The organism is Pseudomonas sp. GW823-FHT06E10 (assembly GCF_058794995.1).
In genome coordinates this window covers 162961-177420 of the sequence record NZ_JBXAHJ010000003.1, presented here as the reverse complement: position 1 = coordinate 177420, position 14460 = coordinate 162961, and the positions used below count along the sequence as shown (strand labels likewise).

General features: G+C 62.3%; 13 protein-coding genes and 3 pseudogenes. 8 read left to right on the top strand and 8 right to left on the bottom strand.

Annotated elements, in window-relative coordinates; genetic code table 11:
• Positions 1-201: 201 nt before the first annotated feature.
• Positions 202-381, bottom strand: a pseudogene (locus AC1Q6Y_RS06425) (nucleotidyltransferase family protein); the annotation flags it as partial.
• A 364-nt stretch (positions 382-745) separates the two neighbouring features.
• Here AC1Q6Y_RS06425 and AC1Q6Y_RS06420 point away from each other — a divergent pair.
• Positions 746-1405, top strand: a complete 660-nt coding sequence (locus tag AC1Q6Y_RS06420) for a hypothetical protein (RefSeq protein ID WP_090456259.1) — start codon at positions 746-748, stop codon at positions 1403-1405.
• 198 nt (positions 1406-1603) lie between these two features.
• On the opposite strand, the pseudogene AC1Q6Y_RS06415 reads toward AC1Q6Y_RS06420, so the two are convergent.
• Positions 1604-1846 (bottom strand): annotated as a pseudogene (locus AC1Q6Y_RS06415) (SDR family oxidoreductase); the annotation flags it as partial.
• A 51-nt stretch (positions 1847-1897) separates the two neighbouring features.
• Between AC1Q6Y_RS06415 and AC1Q6Y_RS06410 the strand changes: the two are divergent.
• The 3 genes and pseudogenes from AC1Q6Y_RS06410 (at position 1898) to AC1Q6Y_RS06400 (ending at position 4282) form a co-directional block, all read left to right on the top strand.
• Entirely contained in the window at positions 1898-3274 is a 1377-nt protein-coding gene (locus AC1Q6Y_RS06410) for an NfeD family protein (RefSeq protein ID WP_492624212.1), read from the top strand.
• Positions 3275-3276: 2 nt separating this feature from the next.
• A pseudogene (locus AC1Q6Y_RS06405) lies at positions 3277-3466 on the top strand (slipin family protein); the annotation flags it as partial.
• Positions 3467-4030: 564 nt separating this feature from the next.
• Positions 4031-4282 (top strand): hypothetical protein, encoded by a 252-nt coding sequence (locus tag AC1Q6Y_RS06400; RefSeq protein ID WP_090456258.1) that lies wholly within the window; start codon positions 4031-4033, stop codon positions 4280-4282.
• Between the two features lie 189 nt (positions 4283-4471).
• Here the strand turns inward: AC1Q6Y_RS06400 and phnE are convergent, their stop codons facing one another.
• The 6 genes from phnE to AC1Q6Y_RS06370 form a co-directional block, all read right to left on the bottom strand.
• Entirely contained in the window at positions 4472-5239 is a 768-nt protein-coding gene (gene phnE, locus AC1Q6Y_RS06395; protein ID WP_492624211.1) for a phosphonate ABC transporter, permease protein PhnE, read from the bottom strand.
• Positions 5236-6063, bottom strand: a complete 828-nt coding sequence (locus AC1Q6Y_RS06390) for a PhnE/PtxC family ABC transporter permease (RefSeq protein WP_090456254.1) — start codon at positions 6061-6063, stop codon at positions 5236-5238. Before AC1Q6Y_RS06390 ends, phnE begins: the two co-directional genes overlap by 4 nt.
• Complete coding sequence (locus AC1Q6Y_RS06385; RefSeq protein ID WP_492624210.1) at positions 6057-6854, bottom strand: phosphonate ABC transporter ATP-binding protein; 798 nt, start codon at positions 6852-6854, stop codon at positions 6057-6059. Before AC1Q6Y_RS06385 ends, AC1Q6Y_RS06390 begins: the two co-directional genes overlap by 7 nt.
• Entirely contained in the window at positions 6851-7702 is an 852-nt protein-coding gene (locus tag AC1Q6Y_RS06380) for a putative selenate ABC transporter substrate-binding protein (protein ID WP_492624209.1), read from the bottom strand. Before AC1Q6Y_RS06380 ends, AC1Q6Y_RS06385 begins: the two co-directional genes overlap by 4 nt.
• 286 nt (positions 7703-7988) lie before the next feature.
• Positions 7989-9167 (bottom strand): trans-sulfuration enzyme family protein, encoded by a 1179-nt coding sequence (locus AC1Q6Y_RS06375; protein ID WP_492624208.1) that lies wholly within the window; start codon positions 9165-9167, stop codon positions 7989-7991.
• Positions 9164-10540, bottom strand: a complete 1377-nt coding sequence (locus AC1Q6Y_RS06370; RefSeq protein WP_102671909.1) for a pyridoxal-phosphate dependent enzyme — start codon at positions 10538-10540, stop codon at positions 9164-9166. The genes AC1Q6Y_RS06375 and AC1Q6Y_RS06370 overlap by 4 nt, the downstream gene beginning before the upstream one ends.
• A gap of 276 nt (positions 10541-10816) precedes the next feature.
• Here AC1Q6Y_RS06370 and AC1Q6Y_RS06365 point away from each other — a divergent pair, with 276 nt between their 5' ends.
• The 4 genes from AC1Q6Y_RS06365 to argE are packed head-to-tail and all read left to right on the top strand — an operon-like array spanning position 10817 to position 14435.
• Entirely contained in the window at positions 10817-12178 is a 1362-nt protein-coding gene (locus tag AC1Q6Y_RS06365) for a flavin-containing monooxygenase (RefSeq protein WP_492585919.1), read from the top strand.
• Positions 12178-12588 carry a RidA family protein gene (locus AC1Q6Y_RS06360; protein WP_003201555.1) on the top strand — a complete coding sequence of 137 codons (411 nt, stop codon included), beginning with the start codon at positions 12178-12180 and terminating at the stop codon, positions 12586-12588. Before AC1Q6Y_RS06365 ends, AC1Q6Y_RS06360 begins: the two co-directional genes overlap by 1 nt.
• A gap of 10 nt (positions 12589-12598) precedes the next feature.
• Positions 12599-13273 carry a DUF1028 domain-containing protein gene (locus AC1Q6Y_RS06355; RefSeq protein WP_429521497.1) on the top strand — a complete coding sequence of 225 codons (675 nt, stop codon included), beginning with the start codon at positions 12599-12601 and terminating at the stop codon, positions 13271-13273.
• Positions 13266-14435, top strand: a complete 1170-nt coding sequence (gene argE / locus AC1Q6Y_RS06350) for an acetylornithine deacetylase (RefSeq protein ID WP_492624207.1) — start codon at positions 13266-13268, stop codon at positions 14433-14435. Before AC1Q6Y_RS06355 ends, argE begins: the two co-directional genes overlap by 8 nt.
• Positions 14436-14460 lie beyond the last annotated feature (25 nt).

The window sequence follows — 14460 nt, the reverse complement described above, 5'->3', positions numbered from 1 at the left end:
ACGCCGGGGGATGGCGTGAGCATGCGGAGTCGCGAAACCAGAAGGGGAAAGGGGACTGATTTTATTTTTTACTCCGAATGTCGGGTCGATTTCAGCCGGTCGAGGAAGGCAGAAGTCGGCCAGAAGCGGACGTTCGGGAATGGCGGCTAACGATCCGAAACGGGCATGAAACTTCGAAGCTGAAACGTTTCGGCCTATCGGGAGAACCTTCAGATCCGGCCAGGTTGCGAGCCAGTTTTTTGAGCGCAGGCGGTTCAGATAGACCTGCCGTTTATCTGCTCGGAACTTCACCGTAGGTCGGACGACAAGGTTAAAGAGATCGTCTAAGCCGAGTGGTGCCGCGACCTCGACCACACCCTCTACTCCAAGCCGTACAGCTACCTTGAAACCTCAGGGTCAGGTCTTGTCTTTTGCGATCGCTATTATGCAAAAGGCAAGACCTGACCCCGCATTGCTTTGAGAAATACGAAAACCCCTGATTTCGAAAGAGATCGGGGGTTTTTGCTTTCTGGCTCCCCGGGGCCGTGTCGAAAAAGTGTCGAAGCCCCTAGAGCGCCCCAAGTGGATTGAGCCTTACCGCATCCTGCATCCAACGCCGGCTCGCCAAACTGCGAGCCGCGCACTCAAGCAATACATGAGGACGGAAGGTTGAACCGCGGCTGTGTGTCGGTAACCGGCGTCGTCTAGGCTCAATTTCTCGGTCATATTCCATCTTGGAGACCGTGTTCCCGCAGGAGGACTGCACATGCACATCACGACTTTCACTCTCACCTTACCGACTGCCCTGTTGGCAATAGCCTGCAGTTTCGCCAGTCAGGCCCAGCAAACGGACATGACCTTCTTTGTCACTAGCCTCGGCATGGGCAAGGGCGCCGATCTAGGTGGTCTGAGCGGCGCCGATAGGCACTGCCAGACGCTGGCCTCCGCCGTCGGGGCGGGCCAGCACACCTGGCGTGCTTACCTCAGCACCAGTGCCGTCGGCAGTGCGGGGGCGGTCAATGCCCGTGATCGCATCGGCCAGGGCCCTTGGCAAAACGCCAAGGGGGTCGTCATCGCCCGCGACGTCGCGCAACTGCACGGCGACAACCAACTGACCAAGGAAATGGCCCTGGACGAACACGGGGCGCTGGTTAAGGGGCGCGGCGACACGCCGAACATGCACGACATCCTCACCGGCTCGCAGGCGGACGGAACTGCGTTCGCCGGTAGCGATGACCATACCTGCAGCAACTGGACCAGCAGCGGCGAAGGGACGGCCCAGGTCGGTCATCATGACCGAATAGGACTGCGTGACGATGCGGCGGCACGCTCGTGGAACTCCTCGCACCCCTCGCGTGGCTGCAGCAGCGAAGCCCTGGCCGGCTCGGGCGGGGCGGGGCTGCTGTACTGCTTTGCCGCAGAATGACGGGCGATGCCGCTGCGGGGTCGCAAGTTGCAAGCGGGCCAGGCCGAGTAGAGTGGCCGGGGTCGCCGCATTCCTAGGCACGGCGGATCAGTGCAGAAAGTCTGTGAAACCTCAGGGTCAGGTCTTGTCTTTTGCCATCGCTATTATGCAAAAGGCAAGACCTGACCCCGTATTGCTATCCTTGCACCAGACGGAGTATCCGCCATCGATGACGTATTCAGTACCAGTAATGGAGCTTGCAAGCGGCGAGACGAGGAATGTGATGAGATCGGCTACTTCCCTTGGTTTAGCGGGTCGTCCGATCGGGATGCATCCCAGTGAGCCCATTACGATTTGGCGGCCACCCTCATAATCGGTGCCGTTCTGCCTCGCAATCTCCTCTACAAAGGCGACTGATGCCTCCGTCTCCACTCATCCCGGTGAAACCCTGGCTGACTCAACTACGCTTTAAGTGAAAGTTGCAGGCTGCCGAACCGGCAACTGGGAGGGGCCGTGAACAGTCACTGGTGGTGCCGCCTGCTCTTGCTGATGATACTGGTCGGATTACCGACGGGTTCGGCGACGGCCGCGGGCAGTGTCGTGGTCCTGACCGTCAACGATGCCATTGGTCCAGCCAATGCCGACTACGTGGTGCGCGGCCTGACGCGTGCGGTGACCGAGGGCGCACAGTTGGTGGTCATCAACCTCGACACTCCCGGTGGGCTGGACACTTCGATGCGCTTGATCATCAAGGCGATTCTGGCCAGCCCCCTGCCAGTGGCCAGTTTCGTCGCCCCCAGTGGCGCACGCGCGGCCAGCGCCGGCACCTATATCCTGTATGCCAGCCACATTGCCGCCATGACCCCGGGCACCAACCTGGGCGCCGCTTCGCCGGTGCAGATCGGCGGCCTGCCCGGAACCGCGCCCGAACCGCCGCGCCCACCTACCACCGACAAGAACTCCCCGCCCGAGCCGCTGGACACCCTGACTCGCAAACAGATCAACGATGCGGCGGCTTACATCCGTGGCCTTGCGCAATTGCGCGGACGCAATGCCGACTGGGCCGAACAAGCGGTACGCGAAGCGGCCAGCCTGTCTGCCGACGAAGCACTCAGACTCAAGGTGGTCGATTATGTGGCCAATGACGTGGCGGACCTGCTCAAGCAACTGGACGGCAAGAGCCTGAATGTCGCCGGTCAAACGCTGAAACTGAGCACCGCCGGGGCTACTCTCATCGAGCATGCGCCTGATTGGCGCACGCAACTGCTGGCGGTGATCACCAACCCCAGTGTGGCCTTGCTGCTGATCATGATCGGGGTCTATGGCCTGATGTTCGAATTCATGAACCCGGGGTCGGGCGTCGGTGGGGTACTCGGTGGCATCTGTCTGTTGCTGGGGCTGTATGCCCTGCAACTGTTGCCGGTGAATTACGCCGGGGTCGGGCTCATTCTGCTGGGGCTGGCCTTTATGATCGCCGAGGCGTTTCTACCGAGTTTCGGTGTAATCGGCTTCGGTGGGGTGGTTGCCTTTGTAGTCGGCGCAGTGATTTTGATGGACACCGATGTGCCGGGCTTCGGCATTCCGTTGACGCTGATCATCGGCATGGCACTGACTAGTGCCCTGTTGCTGATGACGCTGGTCGGCATGGCGCTTAAGGCCCGACGCCGCGCCCTGGTCAGCGGCGATGCGGGTCTGGTCGGCAGCCTGGCCACGGTGACGGGGCTGCTGCCGGGCCTGCCGATGAGTGGCTGGGTGCAACTGCAGGGCGAAAAATGGCAAGTGCGGAGTAACTCGCCCCTGCGCCTGGGCCAACAGGTCCGGGTGGTGGCGCGCAAGGGCGTGCTGCTGGACGTCACTGTGCAGGATGAAACTCCACCGCTAGAAGATTAATCATGTTTGGCGAATTGGGTTTTGGCGCGCTGATAGCGCTGTTCCACGTGTTGGTGGTCCCGGCCTTCCGGATTCTGCGCGACTACGAGCGCGAGGTAGTGTGTACCAACTCGCCAATTCGGGTGCTTCTGGCAGGTCAAGGGGCCGGGATTGATTCTGCTGATTCCGATGGGGCAACAGATGGTTCGCGTGGCTGGCCGGGGGAGCGACAACTAGCCAGACATGGAGGGAAAGTGAAAAAAGTAAGTCCGTGCCCTATTGCTTGAGCGTCCGCAATGGGTCGGTTGCAGCCCCTAGCGACAGGCAGGAACAGGCCAAAATCACTGTTTGTTCAGCTCTAATCAAAAATCCGCCCTATTAATACGAAAACTGCTGCTAACAAGAACGAAACCGGCACAGGCAATATCGCCTGTACCGCATTCAAACGCCTACCCGTTCGCCGAGTGAACATCCTTGCCGCGCCAACGACCAATACGAAACTTAGAACGAGTGCCCATCCAAAATCACTCATGAAAATCACCTGCCCCTACTTCATTGGAGTCCAACACTAGCACCCTAGACAGTGCCCGGAAAACACTGATGATTCTCCTCTGTTTTTACGAATGTAAAGACCGACAGCTATGGGTCGTTCTCTGCCGGTCGCCGATCCTGATCCCTCTATGCAGTCTGTGCGCGTGGGCTACACTCAAAGGTGCGCCGATTTAATCCTACTTGCGGGGGCGCTTGAGAAATACTCGCTAAAGCGGAGTAGCTACCATGCCTACTCTTTCGATTGATTCACACACCCGTCTGCTTATCGCCAAAGCCATCATCTCGACCACAGGTGAAGCCGAAGCTATTCGTATCGTCCCGCTGCCGGACGGCGGTCAACTATTGCTGATGTTCAACTGCGGGCATGTCGCCGTCGATCTCGTATCGGATCAGGACGATCTGTTCGACAACCACCGCCTCGTGTTCGACGTATCTGCACAGGTCATTGCCGACATGGAAAGCCATCGCGGCGAATAGGTCGGGTTGTTTTTTGCTGCGAAAACCATGGTCGACTTTTTTAACAGAATCAACCGATTTCTGCCTGTCGCCACCGTCAGCTTTGGGTCGTTTTCTGTCGGTCATAGCCATAAAACGTGGTAGTCAACTCCATACAAATGGTTGCTCAGCTCGAATGCAATCAGGTGAGCAAATCCATGCAATCCCCCATCACGCCTTAACCCAACGCTGCCGACTCCAACTACTCAACCCATCAACCGCAAACACCAGCACCAACATCGCCAGGATCACAGTACTAGCCTGGGCCTCCTGGAACAGGCTGAGGCTGACATAAAGCATCTGCCCCAAACCACCGGCACCGACAAAACCGAGCACGCTGGCCATGCGGATGTTGTTTTCCCAGCGGTACAGGATGTACGCCAACAGCTGCGGAAACAGGTTGGGCAGGGTGCCGTAACAGAAGGCCCAGACGACGTTGCCGCCCTGCAGACGGATGGCTTCGGCCGGTTGCGGCGGGGTGTTTTCCAGCGCTTCGGCGAACAATCGACCCAGCACCCCGGTGGTGTGCATCGCCAATGCCAGGGTCCCGGCGTTGGGGCCGAGTCCGGCTGCCAGCACCATCAGCGCGGCCCACACCAGTTCGGGAATGGCGCGCAGGGCGTTAAGCACGAGGCGCGACGCACTCTGCAGTGGCCAACCGAAACGACCGGCCGCTGGCAAAGCCAGCACCAGGCCGAATACCGCCGCGAGCAGGGTGCCGAGGGCAGACATGGCCATGGTTTCCACGGCGCCACGGCCGATGGCTTGCAGATGGCCGGCGCTCAGGTCCGGGCTGAGAAAACGCAGCACGTAGGCGCCCATCTGCTTCAGGTTACCGCTGCCCGTCAGTTCGCCGAGGTCGATGCCCAGGTAGCTGAACGAAGCGACGACCGCTGCACCAATGCACAGGATCAGCAGCAGGTTGAAAAGGCGATTCATGCGAACCTCCAGCGCAACAGGCGGCTGATCTGATCGGCGAACAGCACCAGGACGAAAAAGGTCAGCAACATGCTCGCCACTTCACCACCGGCGAACATGCGCAACGACAAATCGATCTGCTGGCCCAGCCCGCCGGCGCCGACGAAGCCCATCACCACCGACGCGCGGATCGCGCATTCCCAGCGATATACCGTGTACGACAGCAGCTCCGCCGCGACATTGGGCAGGATGCCGTAGCAGAACGCCGCCAACCGGCTGCTGCCGGCTTGCATCAGTGAGTGGGCTGGGCGCTGGTCGACCGACTCGAAAATCTCCGCGTAGACCTTGCCCAGCATGCCGCTGTAGGTGATGGCAATGGCCAGCACCCCGGCCGTCGGGCCAAGGCCGACGGCGCGCACGAACAGCAAGGCCCAGACGATTTCCGGGACGCTACGCAGGAAAATCAGCAACCCGCGCACCGGCCAGCGCAACAACCGGCCCAAGGCACTCGGGCGACCGCTGCGCGAAGCCGCCGACAACGAGAGCGCCCGGCTGGCCAGCAGGCTGGCGGGGATAGCCAATAGCAAGGCCAGGGCCATGCCGGCGGTGGCGATGGCCAGGGTTTGCAACGTGGCTTGCCACAGCAACTGGAGGAACTCTTCGCCATGGGCCGGTGGCCAGAAGGCCGAGACAAACCGGCCCATCTCACTCTGGCTGTCAGCCTGGAGCAGCACACCCAGGTCCAGTTCGCTGAAATGAATACCGGGCCACAACAGGGCAAGCGCCAACAAACTGAGCAGCAGGCGGGGCAGGGTGGCCGGGTCTCGTGTATCGCGGGTCAGCATCGTGGAATCTGCAGGCTCAAGGGCGCCACCGGAACGGGCGGCGATTGCAGTTGCTCGTTGGCGTAGAGCTTGTCGAGCAAATCGTGGTCTACGTCGCTGGCGGGAAGATCGAACAGGATCTGTCCTTCACGCAATCCGATGATGCGCGAGAAGTGCGCCAGGGCCAGTTCCACCGCATGCAGGCTGGCGACCAGTGTCACCTGGTGTTCCCGGGCGTGGCGGCAGAGAACTGACAGGGTGTGCCCGGCCAGCACAGGGTCCATCGCCGACACCGGCTCATCGGCCAACAGCACTTCGGGCGCCTGGTACAGCACCCGGGCAATGCCCACGCGCTGCAGTTGGCCGCCGGACAATTGCTGGCACTGGGCGAACAGCTTGTCACCCAGGTCCAGCTTGAGCAGTGCCGCCCGCGCGCCTGGAACATCCACCGGATGCAACAGGCTCAACAGGCTTTTGGCAAAACCCCATTGCCCCAGCTTTCCGGCCAGCACCGCCGTGACCACCCGTTGCCGGGGGGGCAGAGGTGGTGCCTGATGCACCAGGCCGATGCGCGCCCGCAACTGCTGACGCCGACGCGCGCCGAGCTGCCAGGCGTGTTCGCCGAGCACCTCGACCGCGCCGTCGTCCGGGCGCAGGGCGGTGGCCAGCACGTTGAGCAGGCTCGACTTGCCGGCACCGGACGGGCCGATGATTGCGACTTGCTCACCGGCGCCGATGTGCAGGTCGACCTCATGCAGCGCACGCACGCCGTTGCCGTGGGTGAGGCTGACCCGGTTCAGGTGCAAGGTCATTTCAGCAGGTCGGCAGCGCGCGCGGCTTCCTCGATGCCCTTGTAGTTCTCAGGCTTGGTCTCGATGAAGCGGCTGGCGGCTTGCAGATCCAGAATCGCTTTTTGCTCCGGGTTGGCCGGGTCGAGCGCGAGGAAGGCCGCCTTGATTTTGCCAGCCAGGGCCCGGTCGAGGGTGCCGCGCACGGTCCAGTTGTAATCGAAGTAGGCCGGCGTGGTGGCGAACACCTTGACCTTGTCGGTGTCGACCTTGCCGGCCTTGACCAGTTTTTCCCAGACGCTGGCATTGAGTACGCCGGCGTCCACTTTGCCAGCCTGAACCCAGGCGACCGTGGCGTCGTGGGCGCCCGAGTAACCGACGCGACTGAAATAGGTTTCCGGCTTGATGCCGTCCTGCAGCATGAAGTAGCGCGGCATCAGACTGCCCGACGTCGATGAGACCGAACCGAAGGCAAAGGACTTGCCCTTGAGGTCGGCCAGCGACTTGACGGCCGGGTCGGCGGTGATGAATTTGCTGGTGAACTGGGCGTCCTGCTCACGCTGTACCAATGGAATGGCATTGCCGGTTTTCAGCCGCGCCTGCACGAAGGTGAAGCCGCCCAGCCAGGCCATGTCGATACGGTCTGTGGCCAGAGCCTCGACCACCGCCGGGTAGTCGGACACCGGCACGAACTCTACCTTCATGCCCAGTTGCTTCTCCAGATACTCGCCCAGGGGCTTGAACTTGCGCAGCAATTCGGTGGGGGCTTCATCAGGAATGGCGCTGACCTTGAGGGTATCGGCGGCCTGTGCCAGCAGGGCGGAAAAGGATAGGGACAGGCCGACGGCCAATGCCAGGGTACGTTTGAGCATGGAAGTTCTCCGGTTCAATAGCGGAAAAATGTCGATGCGCCCCGCACAAGCTGATTGCTGCACGACGCTTCGTGAGGGTAGACGAAAATGGCGCGATTATAGGGGCTCTTGCGTGCTTGACCAGCGTTGCAACAGGGCTTCAGGCAAAAATGAAACTGTAGGAGCGAGCTCGCTCGCGATGGTCGTTAACGATACCGCGTGTTTACTGACTGAACGCGGCGCTCTTGAGTCCATCGCGAGCGAGCTCGCTCCTACAGGTTTTGCAGTGTCTCAACATTCAGGTGATTTACATCCTTGCCAACGCCTGCGCCAGATCGGCACGCAAGTCCTCGACGTCCTCAACCCCCACCGACAACCGCACTAACCCGTCGCCAATCCCCAGTTCCGCGCGGGTATCGGGCGGGATGGTGGCGTGGGTCATGATTGCCGGGTGTTCGATCAGGCTTTCCACGCCGCCCAGGCTTTCGGCCAGGGCGAAGATCTGCACGCTTTCAAGGAAGCGTTTGGTACCGGCCAGGTCACTGTTGAGGTCGAGGGAGATCATCCCGCCGAAACCGCGCATTTGCCGCTGGGCCAGTTCGTATTGCGGGTGCGACGGCAGGCCAGGGTAGTAGACCCGTGAGACTTGTGGCTGGCGCTCCAGCCACTGCGCCAGCTCCAGTGCGTTGCTGCAATGTCGCTCCATGCGCAGCGCCAGGGTCTTCACGCCGCGCAGGGTGAGGAACGCATCGAACGGGCCGGCGATGGCGCCGACGGCGTTTTGCAGGAAGCCCAGGCGCTCGGCCAGTTCGGCGTTCTGCCCGACCACGGCGATACCGCCGATCACGTCGGAGTGACCGTTGAGGTATTTGGTGGTCGAGTGCAGCACGATGTCGAAGCCCAGCTCCAGCGGGCGCTGGATCCACGGGCTGGCGAAGGTGTTGTCGGCCACGCAGATGATGCCGCGGGCGCGGCAGGTGCGGGCGATGGCGGAGAGGTCGGTGAGGCGCAGCAGCGGATTGCTCGGGGTCTCGACCATGACCATGCGTGTGTCGTCTTGCAGGGACGCTTCGAACGCCGCCAGGTCGGTAAGGTCGACGAAGCTGAAGCGGTGCCCGGCGCTGCGCTGGCGCACCTTGTCGAACAGGCGGAAGGTGCCGCCGTACAGGTCGTTGCCCGAAACGATGTGCGAGCCGGCGTCGAGCAGTTCGAGCACCGTGGAAATGGTCGCCAGCCCCGAGGCGAAGGCAAAGCCCCGGGTGCCGCCTTCGAGGTCGGCCACGCAGCGTTCCAGCGCCCATCGCGTCGGGTTGTGCGAACGCCCGTAGTCCAGGCCTTTGTGCACCCCGGGGCTTTGCTGCAGGTAGGTGGAGTTGGCATAGATCGGCGGCATCAACGCCCCGGTCGAAGGGTCCGGCGCTTGCCCGGCGTGGATCACCCGGGTGGCGAAGCCCTGTGGCGGGGCGTTTTTATCCTGTTGACTCATGGCAGGGATCTCCGCAAATGGTTGAGCATGTCGGTTCGGGTAATCAGGCCGTGAAAGCCCGAGGCATCCTGGATGATCGCCACCAGTCCACGGCCCAGCTCGGCTTCCAGTTCAGCCAGCGTGGCATTGGGGGACAGGGTTTGCAGTTTGTCGGTCATGGCGCTGGAGACTGCCCTGCGAAAGTGCGCAACATCTTCATGCACGCCCAGCAGGATGTCGGACTCGTCGATCACGCCGACCAGTTGCTGCCCCTTCACCAGCACCGGCAGCTGCGAGACATCCGCCAGGCGCATGCGCTGGAAAGCCGTCAGTAGCGTGTCATCCGGGCCGACGCTGATCACTCGGCCATCCTCGAAGCGCCGCGCGATCAGGTCGCGCAGGTCGCCGTAGTGCTTGCGTTGCAGCAGGCCCTGATCGTTCATCCACTGGTCGTTGTAGACCTTCGACAGGTAACGCGTACCGGTGTCGCAGACGAAGCTGACGACCCGTTTCGGCTGGGTCTGTTCGCGGCAGTAACGCAACGCCGCCGCCAGCAAGGTGCCGGTCGACGAACCGCCGAGAATCCCTTCGGCGCGCAGCAGTTGGCGGGCGTGATCAAAGCTTTCTTCGTCGCTGATCGAATAGGCGTGGCGCACGCTGGACAGGTCGGCAATCGACGGGATGAAGTCTTCGCCAATGCCTTCCACCGCCCAGGAACCGGGGGTGGGGAGGGTGCCACCGCGGCTGTATTCGGCCATCACCGAACCGACCGGGTCGGCCAGGACCATTTCCAGGTCCGGCTGTACCCGTTTGAAGAAACGGGTCAGCCCGGTGAGAGTGCCGGCCGAACCGACACCGACGACGATGGCGTCCACATCATGCTGGGTTTGCGCCCAGATCTCCGGCGCGGTGCTGCATTCGTGGGCCAGCGGGTTGGCCGGGTTGTTGAACTGGTCGGCGAAGAACGCATCGGGAATTTCCGCCGCCAGCCGTGCGGCGACGTCCTGGTAATACTCGGGATGGCCCTTGCCGACGTCGGAGCGGGTGATGTGCACCTCGGCGCCCATGGCCTTGAGGTGCAAGACCTTCTCGGTGGACATCTTGTCCGGCACCACCAGCACCACTCGGTAACCCTTGGCGCGGCCGACCAGGGCCAGGCCGAGGCCGGTGTTGCCGGCGGTGGCTTCGACGATGGTGCCGCCGGGGCGCAGGCGGCCATCGCGTTCGGCGGTGTCGATCATCGCCAGACCGATGCGGTCCTTGATCGAGCCGCCGGGATTCTGGGATTCGAGTTTGAGAAACAGCGTACACGGGCCGGTATCGAATCGGCTGACGCGTACCAGAGGTGTATTGCCGATCAGTTCGAGCACGGCAGGGCGGGAGTTGTCAGTCATGTCGTCACTTCCTTGCGCTATTCGCACTGGGTGGACATCGACCGGCGCTGTGCCATCAGGCGTCAATCGCCGGCATTGCATCGCTAGGACCATAGGCCGGGATCAGGCCTCCCGCAACCTTGCACAGCCGACCGGTCGGCTCGACGCTTTTTCCTCGCCAGCAACCACAAAAAACATAATTTCGCTATTTCCCGGCTCCGAACAGAATGCGGCCAACACCCTGACACCGATAGCCCAAGCAGAAGAACAACAGTGATCAGAATCGAGGCGGCAGCCATGACCGACCTGAATCAAACCACCTTTCAGAAGTGCACAGCCATGACAGTTGATAAAACCGAAATTGATACGCTTGTTGTTGGCGCCGGCCAGGCCGGCGTGGCCATGAGTGAACACCTGAGCAAGCTCGGTGTGCCTCACCTCGTTGTGGAGCGCAATCGTATCGCCGAAGCCTGGCGCACCGGTCGCTGGGATTCGCTGGTCGCCAACGGCCCGGCCTGGCACGACCGCTTCCCGGGGCTGGAGTTCGACGGTCTGGACCCGGATGCCTTCGCCGGGAAAGAGCAGGTGGCTGAGTACTTCGAAGCCTACGCCCGCAAGTTCAACGCGCCGATCCGTACCGGCGTGGACGTGAAGAAAGTCGAACGCAATACCGACCGTCCCGGTTTCACCGTTGAAACCTCTGATGGCGTGATCGAGGCCCGGCATGTGGTGGTCGCCACCGGTCCGTTCCAGCGTCCGGCCATTCCGCCGATTGCCCCACAAATCGCCGGCATCGCGCAGATTCACTCCGCCCAATACTACAACCCGCAGCAACTGGCCGAAGGCGCGGTGCTGGTGGTGGGTGCAGGTTCCTCGGGCGTGCAGATCGCCGATGAACTGCAACGTTCCGGCAAGCAGGTCTACCTGTCGGTGGGCGCCCACGATCGTCCGCCGCGAGCCTATCGCAACCGTGATTTCTGCTGGTGGCTGGGGGTGCTTGGCGAGTGGGATGCCGAAGCCATGCAACCGGGCAAGGAACACGTGACCATCGCCGTGAGCGGTGCCCGTGGCGGCCACACCGTGGACTTCCGCCGGCTGGCTCACCAAGGCATGACCCTGGTTGGCCTGACCCAAGCGTTCAACGGCGCCGTGGTGAGTTTCGAAAACAACCTCGCTGACAACATCCAGCGCGGCGATGAAAACTATCTGGCACTGCTCGACAAGGCCGACGCCTACATCGAACGCAATGGCCTGGAGTTGCCGCTGGAACCCGAAGCCCGGGCCATGCTGGCGGACCCGGATTGCGTGACCAATCCAATCCTGGAGCTGGATCTGCTCAAGGCCGGTGTCACCACGATTATCTGGGCCACTGGTTACTCAACCGATTACAGCTGGCTGAAGGTCGATGCCTTCAAGGAAAACGGCAAGCCGCAGCACCAGCGCGGTGTGTCGGCCGAGCCGGGGGTGTATTTCGTGGGGTTGCCTTGGCAGTCCCGTCGTGGCTCCGCGTTTATCTGGGGCGTTTGGCACGACGCCAAGCACATCGCCGACCACATCGTTAAACAGCACACCTATCTCAACTACCGGGATGCGACCCAGCGTCAAGCCGAAGCCGCCCGTGCACCTATTCACAAAGCCAGCCTCATGGGAGTTCGTTAATGCCTACTCATACCCGCATCCGCATGTTCAACACCAAAGACACCTATCCGAACCAGACGCTGGACAACGATTTGTGCCAGGCCGTGCGCGCCGGCAACACCGTGTATGTGCGTGGTCAGGTCGGCACCGATTTCAACGGCCAACTGGTGGGCCTCGGTGATCCGCGCGCCCAGGCCGAGCAGGCCATGCGCAACGTCAAGCAACTGCTGGAAGAGGCGGGCAGCGACCTGAGCCACATCGTCAAGACCACCACCTACCTGATCGACCCGCGCTATCGCGAGCCGGTGTACCAGGAGGTCGGCAAGTGGCTCAAGGGCGTGTTCCCGATTTCCACCGGCCTTGTGGTCAGCGCCCTCGGCCAGCCGCAGTGGCTGATGGAAATTGATGTGATCGCTGTCATCCCTGAATAAGGAATTCGCCATGACTTTTTCCATCGTGGGTCGCTGCGCCGAGACCGGCCAGTTGGGCATTGCCATCAGCTCTTCGAGCATTGCCGTCGGCGCGCGCTGCCCGTGGCTGCGGGCCGGTGTCGGCGCGGTGTCGAGCCAGAACATCACGCTGCCGGCCCTCGGCCCGCAGATCCTCGATGAACTGGCCAACGGCTCGGCGCCGCCCCAGGCGCTGGATCACTCATTGACCCGCAACGGCTACAGCCAATATCGCCAGGTGGCGGTGGTGGATGCCCACGGGCGCACGGCGGTGTTCAGTGGCAACCATGCCCTGGGCATCAATAACGCTGTGGCCGGTGACCAATGCGTGGCGGCCGGCAACCTGCTGGCCAACAGTGGGGTGATCGAGGCGATGGTCGCGGCGTTCGAAAGCAGCGAAGGCTGTCTCGCCACCCGGCTGATGAACGCCTTGCAGGCCGGGCAGGACGCTGGCGGCGAAGCCGGCGCGGTGCACTCGGCAGCGCTGTCGGTGGTCGGTGACCTGACCTGGCCGATTGTCGACCTGCGGGTGGACTGGGCCGAGGAAAACCCGATTGGCGAGCTGGGCAAACTGTGGACGGCCTACGAGCCGCAATTGCAGGACTATCTGACCCGCGCCCTCAATCCGACCCTGGCCCCCGCGTATGGAGTGCCCGGCGATGAGTGAGTTGCGCAGCCGCGCCATGCTCGCGCGATTGATCGGGTTCGCCACGGTCAGCCGCGATTCGAACCTGGAGCTGATCGAGTTCGTGCGCGACTACCTGCACGAACTGGGCGTGGATTGCGAACTGATCTACAACGCCGAGCGGACCAAGGCCAATCTGTTGGCCACGGTCGGCCCGCGTGTGGCCGGCGGCATCGTGTTGTCCGGGCACACCGACGTGGTGCCGGTGGACGGCCAGGCCTGGACGGTCGAACCGTTCTGCCTGAGCGAGGCGCACGGCAAGCTTTACGGTCGCGGCAGCGCGGACATGAAAGGCTATCTGGCTTCTGTGCTGGCCGCTGTGCCGATGTTTCTCTCCAGCCCTTTAAAGCGCCCGGTGCATTTGGCGTTTTCCTATGACGAAGAGGTCGGTTGCCTCGGCGTGCGCGGCTTGCTGGAGGTGCTGCCCCAACGCATCCCGGCACCGGTGCTGTGTTTGATCGGCGAGCCGACCGAACTCAAGCCGGTGCTCGGCCACAAGAGCAAACTGGCGATGCGGTGTCACGTGCGCGGCGCCGCCTGTCATTCGGCTTACGCGCCATATGGGGTCAATGCCATCGAGCAGGCCTCACGCCTGATTGGTCGGCTGGGTGACATCGGCGCCACACTGGCTCGCCCGCAATTGCACGACAAGCGCTTCGACCCTGCGTTCTCGACCGTGCAGGTCGGAGTGATCCAGGGCGGTACGGCGCTGAACATCGTTCCAGCGGACTGCCGTTTCGATTTCGAGATCCGCGCCTTGCCGGACTTCGCCCCGCAAGTGGTCGTCGATGAGTTGCAGGACTACGCCGAGCAGACGTTGCTGCCGGCCATGCAGGCCGTGGACACCGATACCGGTATCCGCTTTGAAAAAATCTCGGCCTATCCCGGCCTGGCGACACCCGCCGACAGTGCAGCGGCCCGGCTGATTGCCCAGCTGTGCGGCAGTGACGAGTTCAGCACCGTGGCCTTTGGCACCGAAGGCGGGCTGTTCGATCAGGCCGGGATTCCATCGGTGGTCTGCGGTCCCGGCAGCATGGACCAGGGGCACAAGCCCGATGAATTTGTCAGCGTTGATCAGATGGTGGCCTGTGACCGCTTGATGGATCGCCTGGCGGCTTACTTGAGTGAATCCGAACACCCATAACAACAACGGGCCGACAAGCCCCGAG

Coding starts and splice junctions, on each gene's coding strand:
- AC1Q6Y_RS06365 (WP_492585919.1), top strand. CDS start 10,817: ATGACCGACCTGAATCAAACCACCTTTCAGAAGTGCACAGCCATGACA.
- AC1Q6Y_RS06420 (WP_090456259.1), top strand. CDS start 746: ATGCACATCACGACTTTCACTCTCACCTTACCGACTGCCCTGTTGGCA.
- AC1Q6Y_RS06375 (WP_492624208.1), bottom strand. CDS start 9,167: ATGAGTCAACAGGATAAAAACGCCCCGCCACAGGGCTTCGCCACCCGG.
- AC1Q6Y_RS06355 (WP_429521497.1), top strand. CDS start 12,599: ATGACTTTTTCCATCGTGGGTCGCTGCGCCGAGACCGGCCAGTTGGGC.
- AC1Q6Y_RS06360 (WP_003201555.1), top strand. CDS start 12,178: ATGCCTACTCATACCCGCATCCGCATGTTCAACACCAAAGACACCTAT.
- AC1Q6Y_RS06390 (WP_090456254.1), bottom strand. CDS start 6,063: ATGCTGACCCGCGATACACGAGACCCGGCCACCCTGCCCCGCCTGCTG.
- AC1Q6Y_RS06385 (WP_492624210.1), bottom strand. CDS start 6,854: ATGACCTTGCACCTGAACCGGGTCAGCCTCACCCACGGCAACGGCGTG.
- argE (WP_492624207.1), top strand. CDS start 13,266: ATGAGTGAGTTGCGCAGCCGCGCCATGCTCGCGCGATTGATCGGGTTC.
- phnE (WP_492624211.1), bottom strand. CDS start 5,239: ATGAATCGCCTTTTCAACCTGCTGCTGATCCTGTGCATTGGTGCAGCG.
- AC1Q6Y_RS06400 (WP_090456258.1), top strand. CDS start 4,031: ATGCCTACTCTTTCGATTGATTCACACACCCGTCTGCTTATCGCCAAA.
- AC1Q6Y_RS06380 (WP_492624209.1), bottom strand. CDS start 7,702: ATGCTCAAACGTACCCTGGCATTGGCCGTCGGCCTGTCCCTATCCTTT.
- AC1Q6Y_RS06370 (WP_102671909.1), bottom strand. CDS start 10,540: ATGACTGACAACTCCCGCCCTGCCGTGCTCGAACTGATCGGCAATACA.